At 58.1% G+C, this 19,718-nt stretch carries 18 protein-coding genes; 16 read left to right on the top strand and 2 right to left on the bottom strand.

The window, feature by feature from the left end; genetic code table 11:
* The first annotated feature begins 100 nt into the window (after window positions 1–100).
* From nifH to RDK48_RS13265, 15 genes are all read left to right on the top strand, one after another.
* Window positions 101–922 (top strand): nitrogenase iron protein, encoded by an 822-nt coding sequence (gene nifH / locus RDK48_RS13335; protein ID WP_022659260.1) that lies wholly within the window; start codon window positions 101–103, stop codon window positions 920–922.
* A 27-nt stretch (window positions 923–949) separates the two neighbouring features.
* Window positions 950–1,273, top strand: coding sequence for a P-II family nitrogen regulator (locus RDK48_RS13330; RefSeq protein WP_240824535.1), 324 nt, complete (start codon window positions 950–952; stop codon window positions 1,271–1,273).
* A 9-nt stretch (window positions 1,274–1,282) separates the two neighbouring features.
* The gene (locus RDK48_RS13325) at window positions 1,283–1,660 is read left to right on the top strand and encodes a P-II family nitrogen regulator (RefSeq protein ID WP_022659258.1); all 378 of its coding nucleotides are present in this window, start codon (window positions 1,283–1,285) and stop codon (window positions 1,658–1,660) included.
* Window positions 1,661–1,671: 11 nt separating this feature from the next.
* A complete protein-coding gene (gene nifD, locus RDK48_RS13320) occupies window positions 1,672–3,261 on the top strand; it encodes a nitrogenase molybdenum-iron protein alpha chain (protein ID WP_298998551.1) in 1,590 nt (529 codons plus the stop codon).
* Between the two features lies 1 nt (window position 3,262).
* Window positions 3,263–4,627 carry a nitrogenase component 1 gene (locus RDK48_RS13315; protein WP_298998553.1) on the top strand — a complete coding sequence of 455 codons (1,365 nt, stop codon included), beginning with the start codon at window positions 3,263–3,265 and terminating at the stop codon, window positions 4,625–4,627.
* Window positions 4,628–4,689: 62 nt separating this feature from the next.
* Window positions 4,690–6,117, top strand: coding sequence for a nitrogenase iron-molybdenum cofactor biosynthesis protein NifE (gene nifE / locus RDK48_RS13310; RefSeq protein ID WP_298998555.1), 1,428 nt, complete (start codon window positions 4,690–4,692; stop codon window positions 6,115–6,117).
* Window positions 6,118–6,190: 73 nt separating this feature from the next.
* A complete protein-coding gene (nifB, locus tag RDK48_RS13305; protein ID WP_298998557.1) occupies window positions 6,191–8,905 on the top strand; it encodes a nitrogenase cofactor biosynthesis protein NifB in 2,715 nt (904 codons plus the stop codon).
* Between the two features lie 81 nt (window positions 8,906–8,986).
* Entirely contained in the window at window positions 8,987–9,931 is a 945-nt protein-coding gene (locus RDK48_RS13300; RefSeq protein ID WP_298998558.1) for a hypothetical protein, read from the top strand.
* Window positions 9,924–10,787: a hypothetical protein gene (locus tag RDK48_RS13295; protein WP_298998561.1), complete on the top strand. Its 864-nt coding sequence runs from the start codon at window positions 9,924–9,926 to the stop codon at window positions 10,785–10,787. Before RDK48_RS13300 ends, RDK48_RS13295 begins: the two co-directional genes overlap by 8 nt.
* 287 nt (window positions 10,788–11,074) lie before the next feature.
* Window positions 11,075–11,725 carry a Fe-only nitrogenase accessory AnfO family protein gene (locus RDK48_RS13290; protein ID WP_298998563.1) on the top strand — a complete coding sequence of 217 codons (651 nt, stop codon included), beginning with the start codon at window positions 11,075–11,077 and terminating at the stop codon, window positions 11,723–11,725.
* 136 nt (window positions 11,726–11,861) lie between these two features.
* Window positions 11,862–12,803: a hypothetical protein gene (locus RDK48_RS13285; RefSeq protein WP_298998565.1), complete on the top strand. Its 942-nt coding sequence runs from the start codon at window positions 11,862–11,864 to the stop codon at window positions 12,801–12,803.
* A 134-nt stretch (window positions 12,804–12,937) separates the two neighbouring features.
* On the top strand, window positions 12,938–14,956 hold the full coding sequence (locus tag RDK48_RS13280) for a cation:proton antiporter (RefSeq protein ID WP_298998567.1): 2,019 nt from the start codon (window positions 12,938–12,940) through the stop codon (window positions 14,954–14,956).
* Between the two features lie 230 nt (window positions 14,957–15,186).
* Window positions 15,187–15,612, top strand: a complete 426-nt coding sequence (locus RDK48_RS13275; RefSeq protein ID WP_298998569.1) for a CoA-binding protein — start codon at window positions 15,187–15,189, stop codon at window positions 15,610–15,612.
* A gap of 18 nt (window positions 15,613–15,630) precedes the next feature.
* Window positions 15,631–16,083: a YkgJ family cysteine cluster protein gene (locus RDK48_RS13270; protein WP_298998571.1), complete on the top strand. Its 453-nt coding sequence runs from the start codon at window positions 15,631–15,633 to the stop codon at window positions 16,081–16,083.
* A 2-nt stretch (window positions 16,084–16,085) separates the two neighbouring features.
* On the top strand, window positions 16,086–17,102 hold the full coding sequence (locus tag RDK48_RS13265; protein WP_298998573.1) for a J domain-containing protein: 1,017 nt from the start codon (window positions 16,086–16,088) through the stop codon (window positions 17,100–17,102).
* 119 nt (window positions 17,103–17,221) lie between these two features.
* Here the strand turns inward: RDK48_RS13265 and panD are convergent, their stop codons facing one another.
* Together panD and RDK48_RS13255 are read right to left on the bottom strand one after the other, a co-directional pair.
* Window positions 17,222–17,635 (bottom strand): aspartate 1-decarboxylase, encoded by a 414-nt coding sequence (gene panD, locus RDK48_RS13260; protein WP_192112101.1) that lies wholly within the window; start codon window positions 17,633–17,635, stop codon window positions 17,222–17,224.
* Between the two features lie 263 nt (window positions 17,636–17,898).
* A complete protein-coding gene (locus RDK48_RS13255; RefSeq protein WP_027180902.1) occupies window positions 17,899–18,321 on the bottom strand; it encodes a hypothetical protein in 423 nt (140 codons plus the stop codon).
* Window positions 18,322–18,582: 261 nt separating this feature from the next.
* Here RDK48_RS13255 and RDK48_RS13250 point away from each other — a divergent pair, with 261 nt between their 5' ends.
* A complete protein-coding gene (locus RDK48_RS13250; protein WP_298998577.1) occupies window positions 18,583–19,503 on the top strand; it encodes a DMT family transporter in 921 nt (306 codons plus the stop codon).
* Window positions 19,504–19,718: the final 215 nt, after the last annotated feature.

Genomic DNA, 19,718 nt, shown 5'->3' with positions numbered 1-19,718 from the left:
ATTAGATAATAATATTACATAGTTAAACTAACGGCACGGTTTCTGCACAAAGAGGGACAAGCGCAACGAGCGCGGGAACATCAAACCCAGAGGGAATCTCATGCGTCAGGTAGCTATTTACGGCAAGGGCGGTATCGGCAAGTCCACCACCACACAGAACCTTAACGCCGGCCTTGGCGAAATGGGCAAGAACATCATGATCGTGGGTTGCGACCCCAAGGCCGACTCCACGCGCCTTATCCTGGGCGGCCTTGCCCAGCAGAGCGTGCTCGATACCCTGCGCGAAGAGGGTGAAGACATCGAGCTGGATCTGGTGCTCAAAAACGGCTTCAAGGGCATCCGCTGCGTGGAATCCGGCGGCCCCGAACCGGGCGTTGGCTGTGCCGGTCGCGGCATCATCACCTCCATCGGCCTGCTGGAACGCCTTGGCGCCTACACCGAAGACCTCGACTACGTGTTCTATGACGTTCTGGGCGACGTTGTGTGCGGCGGTTTCGCCATGCCCATTCGTGAAGGCAAGGCTCAGGAAATCTACATCGTGGCCTCGGGCGAAATGATGGCCCTCTACGCCGCCAACAACATCTGCAAGGGTGTCAAAAAGTACGCCAACACCGGCGGCGTGCGCCTTGGCGGCATTATCTGCAACAGCCGCAAGGTTGATGGCGAAGCCGAGCTTGTCTCTGCCGTTGCCAAGGAAATCGGCACCCAGATGATCCACTTTGTGCCGCGCGACAACATGGTGCAGCGCGCCGAAATCAACAAGCAGACCGTTATCGAATTTGACCCCACCTGCGGACAGGCCGACGAATACCGCACCCTGGCGCAGAAGATCGACGGTAACGACATGTTTATCATTCCCAAGCCCCTTTCCCAGGAAAGGCTCGAAGAGCTGCTCATGGAACACGGTTTGATGGACGCCTAAACCAACAGCACGAAACGGAGAACAACAATGCAGATGATTCGCACGATTATTCGGCCTGAAAAGACCACCGAGGTTCTCTCCGAGCTGCTGGCAGCGGGCTTTCCCGCCGTTACCAAGCTTGATGTGGTGGGCCGTGGCAAGCAGAAAGGCATCATGGTGGGCGATATCCAGTACGATGAAATTCCCAAGCAGATGCTCATGCTTGTGGTCAGCGATGAAGACAAGGACGATGCCATCCGCGTTATCCTGCGCGTGGCAAAAACGGGCGACGGTCACTTTGGCGATGGCAGAATCTTTGTTTCAAGCGTCAGCGAGGCCTGGACCATCAGCAGCGGCAAGTCCGGCCTGTAGGAGGCTCCCATGCAGGAAATAGTTGCAATGGTTCGGGCCAACATGGTGGCGGCTACTAAAAATGCTCTGTCCAAGGCCGGATGCCCCTCATTCTCATGCACCAAGTGCCTGGGACGCGGCAAAAAAGGCATGGATCCAGCCACCCTGCGCATGGTTATGGAAAGCGGCGAGCTGCCGCGCACTCCGGCGGGCGAGTCCCTGACCGAAGTGGGCAGGCTGATCCCCAAGCGGTTGTTCAATATCTGCGTTCCCGATGAAAAGGTCGAAGCTGTGGTCAAGGCCATTATAGAAGCCAACAGCACCGGCCACCCCGGCGATGGAAAGATCTTTGTGATGCCGGTGGAAGAATCCTATGTGGTTCGCACGGGCGAGCGCGCTGACGCATAAGGTAGGTATGTATGAGTATTGACGCCAACGCAGTAGTGCTTGAGCGCTACAACGCCAAGGTCTTCAAGAACCGCAAGGAGCACATGCTCAAGGTCAATCCTGCGGAAGACCAGATTATTATCGCCAACACGCGTGCCATTCCCGGCATCATGACCAACCGGGGCTGCTGTTATGCTGGCTGCAAGGGCGTTGTGCTCGGCCCCATCAAGGACATGGTCACGATTACTCACGGCCCCGTGGGCTGCGGCTTCTACAGCTGGGGCACGCGCCGCAACAAGGCCAAGGCAGAAGGGGACGCCCCCAACTACATTCAGTACTGCTTTACCACGGACATGCAGGAGCCCGATATCGTCTTTGGCGGCACCAAAAAGCTCAAGAAGGCCATTGATGAAATCATGGAGCTCATGCATCCCAAGACCATCATGATCGCCGCCACCTGCCCTGTGGGCCTGATCGGCGACGACATTCAGGCCGTGGCCGCAGAAGCTGAACAAGAATACGGCATCCGTTGCGTGGCGTTCAGCTGTGAAGGGTATAAGGGCGTTAGCCAGTCGGCGGGCCACCACATTGCCAACAACGGCATCATGAAGCGCGTTATCGGCACAGGCAGTTACGAACCGGCCAGCAAGTATTCGATCAATATTCTTGGCGAATACAACATCGGCGGCGACGGCTGGGAACAGGAACGCATCCTTAAAAAGATCGGTTACGAAGTGGTTTCGGTGTTCACCGGCGACGGCGAAGTGGAACGCATCGCCAGCTCGCACAAGGCAAATCTGAACCTTGTGCAGTGCCACCGCTCCATCAACTACATCGCCGAAATGATGAAAACCAAGTACGGCGTGGACTGGCTCAAGGTTAACTTTATCGGTCTGGAAGGAACAGTTCAAAGCCTGCGCGACATGGCTGCCTACTTTGGCGACCCCGAGCTTGCGCAGCGTACTGAACAGGTTATCGCCGAAGAACTGGCCGAGGTGCAGGATCAGATGGCGGCCTACAAGGCCCGCCTCAACGGCAAGACCGCAGCCCTCTTTGTGGGCGGCAGCCGCTCGCACCACTACCAGGGCCTGTTGCAGGATCTGGGCATCAAGACCGTGCTTGCCGGGTACGAATTCGGCCACCGCGACGACTACGAAGGTCGGGAAATCATCCCCAACATCAAGGATGACGCGGACAGCAAGAACATCGAACACATCACTGTAGAAAAGGACGAGAAGAAGTATCACGCCTACCTTACGCAGGAACAGTACGACAAGCTGGCCGCCGAGATCCCGCTTGAAAAGTACCACGGCATGATACGCGACATGGACGAGGGAACCTACGTGGTTGACGACCTCAACATGTATGAAGCTGAAAAATTTATGGAAATCCTCAAGCCCGACATGTTCTTCTCCGGCATCAAGGACAAGTACGCGCTGCAAAAGGCCGGGACCCTCTCGCGCCAGCTGCACAGCTACGATTACAGCGGGCCTTACGCGGGTTTCAAGGGCGCAACGCAGTTCGGTTACGACCTCTGCATGGGGTACTTCACCCCCGCGTGGCACATGGTAACCCCGCCCTGGAAGAACCGCGCCACCCTGCAAGGAACTGTGGGAGAATAGTATGCTTGACCTCACCCCAAAGACACATGTGAACAGATCGGGCGTTCTTATCAACCCGTGCAAGACCTGTCAGCCGGTGGGCGCGCTGTTTGCCGCCCTGGGCGTGCACAACTGCATGCCTTACAGCCACGGATCGCAGGGTTGTGCTTCTTACCACCGCACCTACCTTACGCGTCACTTCAAGGAACCCGCCATTGCGGTCACCAGTTCCTTTACCGAAGGCGCGTGCGTGTTCGGCGGCGGCCCCAACATCCGTCAGGGCGTCAAGACCACGCTTGAGGTCTACAACCCTGATATTATTGCCGTGCATACCACATGTCTTTCTGAAACCATCGGCGATGACCTCAAGACCTACATCGACGAAATGGAAATTCCGGACGACAAGGTCGTGGTGCACTGCAACACGCCGAGCTACGTTGGCTCGCACGTTACGGGATTTGGCAACATGATGGCCGGGTTCATCAAATACCTTGCCGCCAAGGGCAAAACCACGGAAACCGTGGCGGTGTTCCCCGGCTTCGTAAACCCCGGCGACATCCGCGAGTACAAGCACCTTGTGAACCTGATGAAGCTCAAGTCCATCATGTTCCCCGATTGCAGCAACGTCATGGATGCGCCCATGACCGGCGAATACAAGATGTACCCCGAGGGCGGCACCACCATTGACGAAATCCGCGCGCTCGGCTCGTGCCGCAAGGTTCTGGCCCTGGGCCGTCTGACCAGCGAGGAACCCGCCGCCCAGCTCAAGCGCAAGTGCGGCGTGAATTTTGACCTGCTGCCCCTGCCCATCGGCCTGGCCGATACCGATGCCTTTATCATGGCCATGGCAAACCTCAACGGCGGCGAAGTTGACCCGCTTATTGACGAAGAACGGGGCCGCCTGCTCGACCTCATGCTGGACGCCAACCCGTACTTCTACGGCAAAAAGGTTGCCGTGTACGGCGACCCCGACACAGTGCTTGGCATGACCCGCTTCTGCCTTGAACTGGGCATGATCCCCAAGTACGTGCTCACTGGTACGCCCGGCGAAACATTCGTCAAGCTGGCCACAGCCATGTTCAAGGAATACGGCAAGGAAGAAGAATGCAAGGCCTTTGCCGCCAAGGATCTCTTTGACCTGCACCAGTTCATCAAGGAAGAACCCGTGGATCTGCTGCTTGGCAACTCGCACGGCAAGCAGATCGCCAAGGCCGAGGGCATCCCGCTGGTTCGCGCTGGGTTCCCGGTTCTTGACCGCTACGGACACGCCTCGCTGCCCATGGTTGGTTACCGTGGCGCCTTCCAGCTGGCCACCAAAATAGCTGACACGCTCATGGAAGAGTTTGACCGCAATTGCGCCGACGAAGACATGGATCTGATCATGTAAGACGGCTCAAAGCCGCGACAAGGGCCGGGGGGTATGCCCCCCGCCCTTCCAAGGGGGTTACCATGGCTATGGAAATACTTGAAGAACGCCGCACGTCCATCAAGGAAAAGGGAAACAAGGGCGGGAGCTGCTGTAGCGGCAACGGCCTGCGTTGCGATACGGCCAGCGTGGCCGGTTCCGTGAGCCAGCGGGCCTGCGTGTACTGCGGTGCGCGCGTGGTGTTAAACCCCATTACCGATGCCTTTCATATCGTTCACGGCCCCATCGGCTGCGCCAGCTACACCTGGGACATTCGCGGTAGCCTTACCAGCGGCTCTGAACTGTTCCGCAACAGTTTTTCCACTGACTTGCAGGAAAAAGACATTGTCTTTGGCGGTGCAGAAAAGCTCACCCGCGCCATTGATGAGGCCGTGGCCAACTATTCGCCCAAGCTCATCTTTGTGTACGCCACCTGCATTGTGGGCGTGATCGGCGACGATGTGGAAGCCGTGTGCCGCAATGCGGAAAAAAAGTACGGCATCCGCGTTATCGCTATCAAGGCTCCGGGTTTTTCGGGCACAAAGTCCACGGGCTACCGCATGGCCTGTAATGCTCTGGTGCAGCTCATGGAGCCACACAAGGAACAGCCCAAGGTCAAGGGCGTCAACATTCTGGGCGACTACAACCTTGCGGGCGAAATGTGGATTATACGCAATTACCTGCGCGAAATGGGCATTCCCATTGTTGCCACCCTTACGGGCGACGCCGCGTACGAAACGCTCATCAAGGCCCCGGCTGCACAGCTCAATATTGTTCAGTGCGCTGGCTCCATGATGTATCTGGCCCAGCGCATGGAAGACGAAATGGGCGTTCCGTGGATGCGCGCCAGCTTCTTTGGGGTGGCGGACACCTCCACCGCCCTGCGGCAGGTGGCCGAGCGCCTCAACGACGACTACGCCAAGCGCAAGGCCGAAGCCCTTATTGCCGAGCGCGGTGCCAAGGCCGAGGCTTTTCTTGAGCAGTACAAGCCGCACTTTGTGGGCAAAAAGGCCGCCATCTTTGTGGGCGGCGGTTTCAAGGCCATATCGCTCATCCGGCAGTTTAACGAAATGGGCATCGAAACCGTGGTTGTAGGAACCCAGACCGGCAAGCCTGAAGATTATGAAATCATTTCGAGCCTGGTGAACCCCGGCACAGTCATTCTTGACGATGCCAACCCCGCAGAGCTTGAAACCTTCATGAAGCAGAAAGGCGCGGATATTCTGGTGGGCGGCGTCAAGGAACGCCCCCTGGCCTACAAGCTGGGCATAGCCTTTTGCGACCACAACCACGAGCGCAAGCACGCCCTGGGCGGTTTTGAAGGCGTTGAAAACTTCACCCGCGAGGTGAACCTTTCGATCAACAGCCCTGTGTGGCAGTTTACGCGCAGCTCTGCCTCATTTGCCGAGGCAACGCAGGCGCAGGCCAGTTTGGTACGCCAGGCACTGGCAGCAAGAGCAGCACATTTCTAGCACAGCGTAATCGGCTTGCACGCAGTTTGCCCGCCGCCGCGGCCACAGGCCGCCTGGAACAAAGGAGAAGACAATGAGCGCCAATCTTGTCAACCTGAATACAAATCCCTGCAAGATGTGCATGCCCATGGGTTCGGTAAGCGCCTTTTACGGCATCAGCAAGAGCATGAGCATTTTGCACGGTTCGCAAGGATGCAGCACCTATATTCGGCGGCACATGGCAACCCACTACAATGAGCCGGTAGATATCGCCTCCTCTTCGCTTACGGAAGAAGGCACGGTATTCGGCGGAACCAAGAACCTGCTCAAGGGGCTTGAAAACCTCATCAAACTGTACAACCCCAAGGTGATCGGCGTTTCCACCACTTGCCTGGCCGAAACCATCGGCGAGGATGTGCCCGCCATCATCAAGCAGTTCAAGGACGAGCACCCGGAAGTGACGGCCACCATCATTCCCGTGTCTTCGCCCGGCTACGGCGGCTCGCAGTACGAAGGATTTTTCCGTGCGCTGCACGCCATTGTGCGCCACGTGCCCATGGATTCCGCGCCCAACAACGTGGTCAACATCATTACCGGCCATCTTTCTGCGGCAGATACCAGGGCCCTCAAGGCGCTGCTGGACGGCTGCGGCCTTGAGTATGTGCTGCTGCCCGATCTTTCGCAAAATCTTGATGGCGGGCACGAAGACGACTACAATCGTTTGCCGCAGTACGGCACAACGCTTGACCGCATCGGCCTTATGGCTGGCGCGCGCATGACCCTTGAACTTGCGCCCTTCTGCCCCGAAGAATATTCGCCCGGCGCGTACCTGCGCGATACCTACGGCGTGCCGCTCCTGCGCATGAACCTGCCTGTGGGCCTGCGCGATACGGATGCCTTTATAGCTACGCTTGAAGCCCTTGGCGGGGTCATTCCCACCACTGTGCGCGAAGAGCGCGCCCGCTACCTTGACGCCATGATCGATGCGCACAAGTATAACGCCCAGAGCCGCGTTGCCGTATTTGGCGAGCCGGACATGGTGCTGGCCCTTGTGCGCGCCTCGTGCGAAAACGGAGCCGTCCCCGTGGTGGCCGCCACCGGCAGCCGCTGCGCCGCCTTTGAAAAAACGCTTGCGCCCGATATGGCTCAGGCTACGGAAACCCAGTTCAGCGGCGATTACGACATTCTGAATTTTGCAGACTTTGCCGCCATTGAAAATGCCATGCTGGCGCGCAAGGCCAACCTCATGCTTGGCAATTCCGATGGCCGCCGCATTGAGGAGCGCCACCACGTTCCGCTGCTGCGCTACGGCTTTCCCATCCACGACAGGGTTGGCGGCCAGCGCACGCGTCTGCTATTTTATGACGGTTCGCTCAGCCTTATGGAAGCAACGGCCAACGCCATGCTGCAGTTTACCGAGAACAGCTTCCGCGAGGAGCTTCTCAACAAATACTTCAAGGAAGAAGCCGCCATGGAAGCTGATGCCTCCCGCATAGAAGTTGTGGCCCCCGCCAGCGAGCCGCTTGTGCCTGTAACTGCCCCTACAGCCGCCCATGCCGCTGGCAGCGCCGCCGCCGTCAATGCGGAGCGCACCAAGTCCCACCCCTGTTTTTCCTGTGGGGCCTGCGCCACCTCGGCGCGTCTGCATCTGCCCATCGCGCCCAAGTGCAACCTGAGCTGCAACTACTGCCTGCGCAAGTACGACTGCGTTAACGAAAGCCGCCCCGGCGTCACCACCGCCGTGCTCACGCCCGCACAGGCTTTTGACCACTTTATGAAAGTAAAGCGCGACATGCCCAATCTTACTGTTGTGGGCATCGCCGGCCCCGGCGACACGCTGGCAAATCCCGAGGAAACCTTCCGCACGCTGGAGATGATCCGCAGGGAAGACCCCAATATCACATTCTGCATGTCCACCAACGGCCTGGCCCTGCCGGAATACGTGGAAGACATGAAGCGCGTGGGCGTAAGCCACGCCACCGTGACCATCAACGCCGTTGACCCTGCCATTGGCGCGCAGATTTACAAATTCGCCATGTACAGAGGCAAGCGCTACACGGGCGAAACCGCAGCAGCCCTCCTACTGGCAAACCAGATGGCTGGCCTGCGCGCCCTCTCCCAGGCGGGCATAGTGAGCAAGGTCAACACGGTGCTGCTCAAGGGCATCAACGACGGGCACATCCCGCAGGTGGTGGAAACCGCGCGCGAACTGGGCGCTGTGATGACCAACATCATGCAGCTCATCCCGGTCAAGGGCAGCGTTTTTGAAAACATGCCCCTTGTGAGCAACAAGGAACTCATGGACATGCGCCGCAGCTGCGAGCCAACGCTCAAGCAGATGTACCACTGCAAGCAGTGCCGCGCCGACGCCGTGGGCCTGCTGGGCGATGACAAGTCCATTGATTACCGCCCGCCCGTGGCCGAAAAGGCCCCCGCTGCCGCTGTGGAAGCCAAGCCCGCCGTGGCCCGCAAGATACGCATCGCCGTGGCTTCCAAGACAGGCATGACCGTTGATCAGCACTTTGGTCAGGCCGAGCAGTTCTACATCTACGAAAGCGACGGCGATGCCGCCAGCTACGTGGAAACCCGCAGTGTCTCCAGATACTGCAATGGCATGGACGACTGCGGCGAAAAGGCCGGGCGCATGGCGGGCATTCTGGCCGCCGTGGACGACTGCAAGGGCGTGCTGGCCCTGCGCATAGGCGAAAGCCCGCTGAAAAAGCTTGAGACAAAGGGAATACGCGTGTTCACCCTCTATGAAAATGTGGACAAGGCCGTGAATGACGCCGCCAAGGCGCTCTGCGGGTAATTCCGGCCCAACCCAACGGCCTGGCCGGAGGCAAACCGGTCAGGCCGGGGTACACGCCATCTTTGCCGAGAGGTTATTTCCATGCCGCAACTGGTGGACAGAACGCTCTGCCTGCTCTACCGGGTGCTGCCAGCCGCGCACTCGCAAGAGGAAAGGCAGACCGCAGACGCATTTGCGCTCTGGGCCGGGGAATGGATCGACCTCATGCACCACATGGGTTTTGTGGTCGAAATTCCCCCAGACCTGCAATTTACAGCAGCCAGCGTCAAGGCCCGCCGCACGGGCAAACGCCCGATCCTTAACGGGCCGTGGGCGCGCCTGAGCGGTTGCTGCGACGCTCTCTATACCTTTGAAACGGAATTCTGGCCGCGCTTTGCCGCCATCAAGGATACGGTGGAGTTCTGCCCCGGCGATCACGCGGGCTGCGCCACGGCTCTTGCCGTGCTGTGGCTGCTCAAGGGCGGCCCCCGTGTGGCGGGCTGCATTGGCGGCTCTGCCCTGCACGGCCCAGATGCCGGGCCTGCCCTGGAAGAAGTGGCCCTGAGCATGCACGCTCAGGGTCTGGAAACCGGCCTGACGCATCTGGACAAACTGCCCGAAGCAACCGCCCTGCTCAGGGAGGCGGGCCTGGAAGTTTCCCACCACAAGGCCGTGCTGGGCACGGATATTTTTGCTGTTGAATCCGGCATTCATGTGGATGGCATTGTCAAAAAGCCCTTTCTTTACGAACCATATGCTCCAGCTACTGTGGGGCTTGAACGCCAGATAGTGGTGGGCAAGCACTCAGGGCACGTTTCGTTGCGCATCAAGGCCCGCCAGCTTGGTTTGAACTTGCCGCGCACGGCGGAAGAACATATGCTGGAACTGGTTCAGCAGCTTGCCGAGCGCCAGCAATGCAGCCTGACCGATGCCCAGTTTCTCGACCTGTGTCACGCATGCCATCCCCCCGAATCCTTGTCTCCTGCCCGAACGGACTGTTGCGGTCTTTCGGGCGCAACGGTTTCTGTGGAGGTGGGCCATGCCTGAGATCATTATTGTCGATACCACCCTGCGCGACGGCGAGCAGGCTCCTGGCTTTGCATTCCCCCCTGCCCTGAAAATCCGCCTTGCCGCCATGATGGACGAAGCTGGCGTGGACCAGATCGAGGCGGGCGTTCCCGCCATGGGCGAAAACGAAAAGGCCACCATCCGCTCCATCCGCGAGGCCTGTTCCAACGCCCGCGTTTCCACCTGGAACCGCCTGCGCGAAAGCGACGTGCGCCACTCCTTTGACTGCTCTCCGCATATCATTCATCTGTGCTGCCCGGTTTCTGACCGGCAGATCAAGGACAAGCTCAAAACCACCCGCGCAGAGGTAATGGCCTCCCTTGCCAAGTGCGCGGCACTCGCCGCAAGCCGTGGTGCTGAAGTGACAGTTGGTTTTGAAGATTCCTCCCACGCCTCACCCGACCAATTGCGCGATGCGGCGAGGGCCGCGCGTCAGTGCGGCGTGGTGCGAGTGAGGCTCAGCGATACTGTGGGCTGTTACACGCCAGACAAGGTCTGGCGGGCCGTGCGCATGCTGCGCGAAGCTGGCGTGGATGTGGAAATCCACGCGCACAACGACTTTGGCATGGCTGTTGCCAATTCGCTCATGGCTGTGAACGCCGGGGCGCGCTACGTCAATACCACGTTGTGGGGCATTGGCGAGAGGGCTGGCAACTGCGGGCTTGCCACCTTTACGGCGGCGGCTGCGCGGCTTGGCAATACCTCGTGCGCGGTGGATGCGCGCAAAGCTCTTGAGCTGGAGCGCCTTGCGGCCACACTTTTACCGCAAAAATCCATGAGCGGCTGGGGCAAGCATTTGGGGTATAGCTACGGCACGCGCCCATTTGGCCTTTAGCGGCACAAGTGTCTTTTGTCCTCTGCCAGGTTGCGTTAGCCGTTGCGACGCAGGAAGCTACGGATAACGACAGCAACTGGATAGAAAGAACATAAGCAAGTCCATTGCTGTCGCTGTTGGCAAGCCAGACAAACGAGCGACAACTAGCGCTGACTTCGCCAGCTTTTTCGGTCGAGTACTATAAGAGTACACGCCCTCAAAGCAGGCTTGTCTTCCTTGGCAGGGAACAAAATTCATCTTGTGCCAGTATATTCGCAGATACCTGCTCCCAGCCTACGGAGATCGCCATGAAATGCGACTGCATTGCAGTGTTGGAAAATACAGATAATTCAATCACCACCATGGAAAACTGCACACACCTTTCCGTCTGGCAGCGCGACTGGAGTAAGGGCAAGGGCTGGCATGCCTGTGATCCCGTGCCTTTTTCTCTTGAAGGCTGCGGCACCCTGCCCCAGATACGCGACCGGCTGCGTCAGCTGGCCCTCCTGCTGCCCGCAGAGGCTGCCATAGCCGGGGCCAGCATTTCCGGCCTTGCCTACAATGAACTGAGCCGCATGGGCTTTTGCCTGTGCGAGCTGGACGCATTCTCGCCCGATATTCTGGATGCCCTGGCCAGCGAGATTCTGGCTTCCGCCCAGGGGGAGGCGCAGGTTCCCACCGCCCCCACGCCCACAGATACGCCCGGCGTGTACAGCATAAATCTTATGGAAGTGCAGGCAGCACACCCGGAAATTACGTCAAAAAAAGCTCTGCGCCCCTTTTTTGCGTCAACGCCCTTTGTGGAACTGGAACTCATCTGCGGGCACATGCCCCCCTGGCTTGAGGAGCACATGCGCCAGCAGCGCCTGACATGCGCCCTCACCCGACAGGAAGACGGAACTGTCCGGGCCCGTATTTCGCATGCGCTTTGCGGCGAATCCGCGCCAAATGGACGTTAGAGCAGTTCACGGATGAAATGGGTTAACTGCCCTGTAAGGATTTTCCTGAAAATGCTTGCCACGAAATGCGAGCTGAGAGGCTTTGCCTGACGCAAACGAGCATTTCAAGTGTTACATGCTCCAAGGAGTCTATGATATGGGTACCGCCCTGCAATTTGATACTGTGGCTACGCCCTATGGCACCATCGCCAACGTGCATGTGCTCTCCCGCTGGCCCGGCGGCGCGCCGCAGGATTGCCGCCTGCTGGCAGAAGATACCGTGCCCACGCCCCACGGCTGGCTCACTCCCCTTTACGAAGCCGAAGACGTGCGCCGCAGCAGCGGCAAAAGCTTTTGCCTCTACCCCAACGGCATGTGGCGCAGTCTGGAACTGCAAAATCAAACAACTGTAAACACACCTCTTGGCGACATGCCCGCCGAATGGCTGGCATGGCACGGAAACGGCGCGCTCAAGCGCATACTCCTGCGCAAGGGCAAACTCAGCGGCTACTGGACAGAACAGGACGAGCGCAAACTGGCAAGCCAGATATCCCTCTCCCTGCACGGACAGGAAATAAGCGCCAAGATTCAGGGCCTGCGTTTCTATCCTTCAGGCGTGCTGGAAAGCGTCACCTTCTGGCCCGGCGAAACAATCAGGCTCGTTACCCCACTTGGCCCCATGCCCGTGAGGTACGGCTGCGCCTTTTACGAGAGCGGCGCGCTGCGAAGCTGCGAACCGGCGCGCCCTGCGCATGTGCCGACCTCCGTTGGGCAGATTGCGGCCTACGACCCCGCCGCCTCGGCCATCTGCGGGGACACCAATTCCCTGTGCTTTGATGAAGACGGCACGGTTTCAAGCCTTGTCACCGCCGCCTGCTCCCTGCGCTGGCAGCAGGGCAAGGAGCAAAAATGCATGTCGCCGCGCATGGAAAAAGATCAGCTCACCATGTTGCGCACAGTGGTTGTTCCCCTGCGGGTAGAATTTCTGCCCAATGGTCTGGTACGCATGGACGATGGCAAACAGGTCATGCAGGCCCCGGCGCAGGGCATAACTGTCGGGCCTTTTGTGGCTCTGCCCGACATGCGCGAAAGCCGCTGAGTTTTTGCGCTGCAACGACAACCCTGCCTTACACTGCAACCAGTTGGACGAGCATCGCGCTGCCGCAAACATTGTTGCGGCAGCGCGTCTTGCGCTGTATATGGTCGCAGTGTTAGATTGCCGCAGGAGGCTCCATGGAAGTTCCTTTGCTCTATGAAATCGTCATTATTTTTCTTCTTTCCATATTCGTCACCATCGTCTGTAACAAAATAAAACTGCCCGCCACCGTGGGCTTTCTGCTTACAGGCGTTTTGTGCGGCCCTTCCCTGCTGGGTATCGTCAAGGATATGCAGGCCATTGACCATATTGCTGAACTCGGCGTTGCCATGCTGCTGTTCACCATTGGTATGGAACTTTCTGGCGAGGCCCTCAACCGCCTGAAACGACCAGTTTTTCTGGGCGGCAGCCTGCAAATCGGCCTGACGGTTCTTGCCGTGGCGGGCATAGCCATGCTGCTGCGCGACGCCACATACCAGAAAGGCCTTTTCTGGGGCTGTCTGGTGGCGCTCTCGTCCTCAGCCATCGTGCTGCGCATTTTGCAGGAGCGCGGGGCCACAAACACGCCCACAGGCCGCCTTTCCCTCGCCATTCTTGTTTTTCAAGACATTATGGTAGCGCCCATGCTGCTGGCGGTGCCCCTGCTAGCGGGCACGCTTGAGCTTTCGCTCCAGGGCGCTGTGTTCTCCACCCTGCGCGTGGTGGCGGTGCTGGGCTGCGTGCTGCTGTTTGCCCGCTTTGGCCTCAACAGGCTTATGGAAGCCGTGGTGCGCACCCGCACGAGGGAAATACTGCTGCTCTCCACTCTTGGCCTGTGCCTTGGCATGGCCATGCTTACCAACTATCTGGGGCTTTCGCTCTCGCTCGGGGCCTTCCTGGCCGGTTTGATGCTCGCCCGCTCGGAATACAGCATGAGCGTCATTTCGGGTATTCTGCCCTACCGCGACGTTTTCATGAGCCTGTTTTTCATCTCGGTAGGCATGATGCTGAATCTGGAATTTTTTTTACAGCATTTTGTCGCCATTATTGTTCTGACGGTGCTGTTCATCGTCATAAAATCCCTGCTCACCCTGCCTTCGGTGCTGGTGCAGGGTTATCCCTTGCGCGCAGCCATCATCACCTCCCTTTCTCTCGCGCAGGTGGGCGAGTTTGCCTTTGTTCTTGCGGCATCGGGTCTGGCGGCCGGGCTGTTCGACATGAACGCCTACCAGACATTCCTTGATGTCAGCGTGCTCACCATGATGCTGACCCCCGGCCTTATGGCTGTGGCCCCGCGTCTTGCAGACAAGGTGGCGGGCAAGCGCAACGAAAGGATGCTCGCCAAGGGCGAAGACCACGAAGGTGCCTGCGCTATGGAAGACCACCTGATTATTGTGGGCTTTGGCATCAGCGGCAAACATCTGGCCCATGTGGCCCGCGAGTCCGGCGTGTGCTATACCATCCTTGAAATGAACCCTGAAACAGTTACCCGCTATCGCCACAAGGAACCCATTTCGCACGGCGACGCCTCGCAGCCCATTGTGCTGGAGCATCTGGGCGTCACCAAGGCACGTGTGCTTGCTATCGTCATTTCCGACCCGGCTGCGGTGCGCTCCATTGTTATTGAAGCCCGCCGCTTCAACCCCAATCTGCACATCATTGCCCGCACCCGCTTTGTGAGTGAGGTGGCCCCCCTGCGCGGCCTTGGCGCGGACGAGGTGATTGCGGAAGAATTTGAAACCTCCATTGAAGTTTTCAGCCGCGTGCTTACACGCTATCTGGTTCCCCGGCAGGATATAGACACCTTTGCCGCGCGTATCCGGCAAGAGAATTACCGCATGATCCGGCGCATGAGCGCCACGGTAAACTCGCTTGATTCCATGGTCAGCCGCCTGCCAGACATGGGTGTTCAGGCCATGCGCCTTGCCGCCGCCTCGCCCCTTTGCGGCATCAGCCTTGCCCAAAGCCAGATGCGCCGCAAATACGGCGTAACGGTCATTGCCATTCTTCGTAACGGCGTGACCCAGGCATCGCCCGAAGCCAATGACCTGTTTGAAGCCGACGATGTGGTGTATCTATTTGGTAAAACAGATAAACTTCTGGCAATAGCCCCGCTCTTTTCCGGCCCCTTGCGCGAACCCGGCAAGGAAACCAGCCCTCCGCCCAAGGCTGCATAGCGCATTTCGCAATTGTTGCGGCAAAGGAGGCGGGGCTTGCCCTGCCTCCTTTTAATTGTCAAACTCGGCAAGATGTTAACGCTGCCTCGGTAAAAGATTCCGCCAGACCGGGGCTGGGAACTTGCGCATTTTGCCATTGCCGTCTATTAAAACAGATTACAGATATACTAACGGGAGCAACCCAAAGGGCTGCCCGCTGATAATCCGCCCTCTTGCGGCATGGATGTACTATGCTTGACGACAGACTGATGCGCGCCATGTTTGGCGAATCACGCAGCGTCGCCATTATCGGCGCCAAGGACAAAGCCGGACAGGCCGTGGACAGGGTCGGGCGCTATCTGCTGGAGCAGGGATACACGATTTTTCCTGTCCACCCCGTGCGCAAAACCGTTTGGGGGCTGCCTGCGTTGACCTGTCTTGCGGAACTGCCCGGGCCGGTGGATATCGTCAATCTGTTTCGCGCGCCGGAATACTGCCCCGCCCACGCGCAGGAAGTACTGGATCTGCCCTGGAAACCAAAAGTTTTCTGGATGCAGCTTGGCATACGCTCGATCGAGGCACGTCAGCTGTTAGCCCGTACAGGCATGACAGTAGTTGAAGATTCCTGCATCATGGTGGAACACGAGCGCCTCATGCGCCCCTCGCTCACTTTTTAAGGCCAAGGATTATAGCCCATGTCTGCCGCTCACGGAGAATCGGTTTTCAACTGCCGCATGTGCGGCCACTGCTGCGAAGGAAGAGGCGGCATTGTCGTAAGCCCCACAGACCTGATCCGGCTGGCAGCGCACATGCAGCAAGCGCCGGAAGCAGTGGCAGACAGCTATTGCGAACGCATTGGCGGCAAGCTCAAAATTCGCTGCGGCGAAGACGGCTACTGCGTATTTTTTCGCCAGGGCAGCGGCTGCGGCGTGCACGAGGGCAAGCCTTCAATCTGCCGCGCATGGCCCTTTTTTCGTGGCAACATTGAAGACCCGACCAGCCTCGCCATGGCCAAGGAATTCTGCCCCGGCATCGAAACTGGCGCGCTGCATGCGGATTTTGCGCGCGAAGGCCGCGACTACCTGCACGAAAACGGCCTGCTGGCTTCCGATGCCACCTGTGAAGCCAATGCGCTTATCCTGAAGTAATCATGCGACGCCGCCCCCGCCAGATATCGCTGAAAGAATGCTACGACATTCTCAAGCTTAAAAAAAACGCCGATACGGCTGACCTCAAGCGGGCCTATCGGCGTCGCGCTTTTGAGCTGCACCCCGATCTCAACCCCGGCAACCCGGACGCCAGCCGGGAATTTCAGCTGCTCAACGAGGCCTATGTGGCCCTTTCCGCCATACTCAAGCATGAGGACGGCGTGCGGGCTTCAACAGAGGCCAGCAGGGCTGCGCAGGCAGAGAGCAATGCGCGGGCCGCAAAGGAAGAACCCACTGACGACAGGGCCGAACAGAAGACCCAGGCTGAAAATGGCTCTCAAGGCAGCAACGGGCAGCAAGCAGGCTCTGACGCAAAAGAAGACAGCTCTGGTGCGGCTGACCCCGCTGCCGGGGCACGGGCCGCAGACGAGACCGGGAAAGCCCAAAAAGAGCAGAATCAAGAGCAGCAAAAAAACAAAACTGCAGACCAAAAAAATGCGCAGAACGGCTATTCTGAGCATGACGTGCTGCGCGACCTGCTGACAGATCCCTTTGCCCGCCGCGTTTTTGAAGATATTTACAGCGAACTGAACCGCCAGCATCAGGAAGAAGCGCCCCCCCAGCAGGAAGCGCCTTACCAAAAGGAAGGGCCTGCTTTTGACCAGCCCAAGGAAAAACCCGCGGCGGAAAAGCGCAATGTAAAGCTGCACAAGAGCAATCTGGCCTGGGGCACGCCCAAGTGGAACAAAGACCACAGCAAGGGCGTTACCGGCATGGTCAAGGGCTGGCTGCGCCGTCAGATCGATGAGGAACAAACCCTTGCGCTGCCCTCGGCCAACCTTGCGCCCGGCAAACGCATTCGCCTGCAAATACGCCAGGCCCTTTCTGGCGAACTGAAAACTGTCGAGATCACCCTGCCCCCGGATTTTGCCGTGGGCAAACCCATTCGACTGCGCGGGCTGGGCAAGCGCGTGGGCCCGTGGCAAGGCGATTTGTACCTGATTATCACCAACGAATGATCCGCGCGGCTTTTATGCGCGCCGTACTATAAACGAAAAGAGGCCCCGCGGGGCCTCTTTTCGTTTATAGTACACTGTTCGGCTCAAGAGCGTCTCATACGTTCTGCCGGAGCCTGCGGCTATTCGGTTTCCACATGAAAGCCAAAGTCGCCTTCTTCTTCCCCGTCCACCACATAGCGCAGGCGCTCATGAATGCTGTTGTCCTCGTTAAAGGTCAGCACCACGGGTTTGCGGCTGTACAGATCCTGAGGGCCGTTCACGTATTCGTAAGCGCTGATGATAACTTCATCCCCACGCTGGCAGGCCCGGGCCGCCGCACCATTAAGTATGCAGCAGCGCGAACCCGGCTCGCCGTAGATGACGTAGGTGGAAATGCGCTGTCCGTTGCTCTTGTTCCAGATATACACAAATTCCAGCGGGTAGATGCCCGCCTCGCGGCACTGCTCCGGGTCAAGCGTCACCGAGCCGTGGTAGTTCAGTTCGCACCCGGTAACACGAATGCAATGCAGTTTTGCCCGCAGTATTTGCAGCATGACAAACTCTCTTGCGCGATTGATCGCGCCTAAAAAAAGGTCGCACAAGCGACCATGAATGATGCCGAATCCGGCAGTTGCCCGCACCGCAGGAGTTGCCAGCACAGGGCAACCCCTCGCGCCGCCCGGTAGCGGCGGACTCATGAGCACGGCATGCAACAACTATGAAGCGCACCGCAAGCCTCACCGGGCGCGGCTCCGGTTTGGTCGCTACGCTCCGGGCCGCAAAAGCGGTGTGAACTTAAGCAGACGGCGCAAAAAAATCAATACGCCTTGATGTACTCGTCCATATTTTCCGCAGAGCAGTTGCGGCTGACCCAAAAAGCAGAGGCCCATACCATCAGGGCTGTGGCCTGCGTGTCGTCAAGGCTTTTGATCTTGGCCTCAAGGCTGGATTTGCTGGCCCCATGCCGCAGATGTACACCGTTGATGTCGCAGGCATCCGTAACGCGCAGCAAAAGATACGAAAGCCGCGTATGGTCGGGCATGAGCTTCATATCCTTGTGGGCTTCCACAATGGTTTTCAGCTCCGCAGCACTAAAGATATGCTTGATGCCCGTGATTGCCCGAAAAAACGTGTCCACCGCCCAGGGAAGGATAAACTCCGCCCCCGCGCTCTTTGTGCGGAAGTAGTCTTTGAGCCAGCGTTCCTGATCGTCGTTAATACGTGCTGCGACCTGCGGCATGATGCCCCCGATGTTGCGTGCGGCTTGGCGCAAGTTCGCCAAGCATCGTGTTACGCTATGTTTTCTTTTTGCGCTACACTACCTGCTCGTGAATTTCAAGATAAAATCTAGACTTTTTTCCAGAAACATTATTCAGTCTTACCACAGATCAGGATGCGGGCATGGCAAATATGCCAGGTGCATGCCCCCTTGCCTCGCTCTGCTTGCCGCGCGCGGCCCATGAATGTATCCATAGCGCACAGACAGAATAAAGGAGCTTGCATGCAGAATGCCAGACAGGCTGCGCCCCCACAATTACAATCTACCACAGCACCCAACAAGGACGCAATGCAGCAAAGCGCCGTGCGCGCAGCCTTGATCCGCATGCACGCAGCGACGGTTCTGTTTGGTATCTCTGGCATTTTTGGTAAATTGTGCCAGTGTTCCGCCGTTGATCTTGTCTGGGGCAGGGCCGTGGTTGCAGTGGCCGCCCTTGGCTGCGTCTGCCTTATCCGGCGTGATCCGCCCTGGCATGGAATTGCGGCACGCGACCTGACAGGCCTTGCCGTAAGCGGCATTCTGCTGACCCTCCATTTTGTCACATTTTTTATGGGGATAAAACTGGGCGGCATTGCGGTGGGCACGCTCGGCTTTGCGTGTTTTCCCGCCTTTACGGCCCTGTTTGAAGCCATTGCCTACCGCGAACGCCCAAGTGCCCGGGAATTGCAATGCATTGGCATGGTGAGCATTGGGCTTGTGTGCCTGACGCCTTCGTTTTCGCTGGCTGATACTGCAACCCACGGCCTGCTGTGGGGCATGGTTTCCGCTGCGGTCTACGGTCTGGTGGCCATAGCAAACCGGCACTTTGCCGGGGGCATGTCTGGCATGCATACCTGCTGGTGGCAAAATATGGTAATCATCATTTGCCTTCTGCCCATTGCAGCAGCGGATGTGCCGGGCATTGTCGCGCTGGACTGGCTGTGGATATTCTGCCTGGGCCTTTTGTGCACCGCCCTCGCCTACAGCCTTTACGTCAGCAGCCTCACCGCCCTCAAGGCCCGGCAGGCAGCTGTTATCATCACGCTTGAGCCGGTTTACGCCATAATTGCGGCGTGGCTGCTCTTTAACGATGCTCCGGGTCTGGGAATTTTTGCAGGCGGCGCGCTCATTCTTGGCGCTGTATTCAGACTCAGCAGGCGATGATATAAGCGGAATTTTTGCTGTGTTTTAAATATTTGCCACAAATAATCACATGAATACATATTGCAATACTGCATTTTCATTAAAATATTATTACAAATGATATAAAGTTTATATTGGATTTGACGATTCTTTTGACTAGTAAAAGTGAAAATATTTTGGAGAGATGTAAAGTGTTAACGGAATGATAATTTTTTTAACATACGTTACCACCACAT

The organism is uncultured Desulfovibrio sp. (assembly GCF_902477725.1).
GTDB lineage: Bacteria > Desulfobacterota > Desulfovibrionia > Desulfovibrionales > Desulfovibrionaceae > Desulfovibrio.
This window is presented reverse-complemented; position numbering and strand designations above follow the sequence as displayed.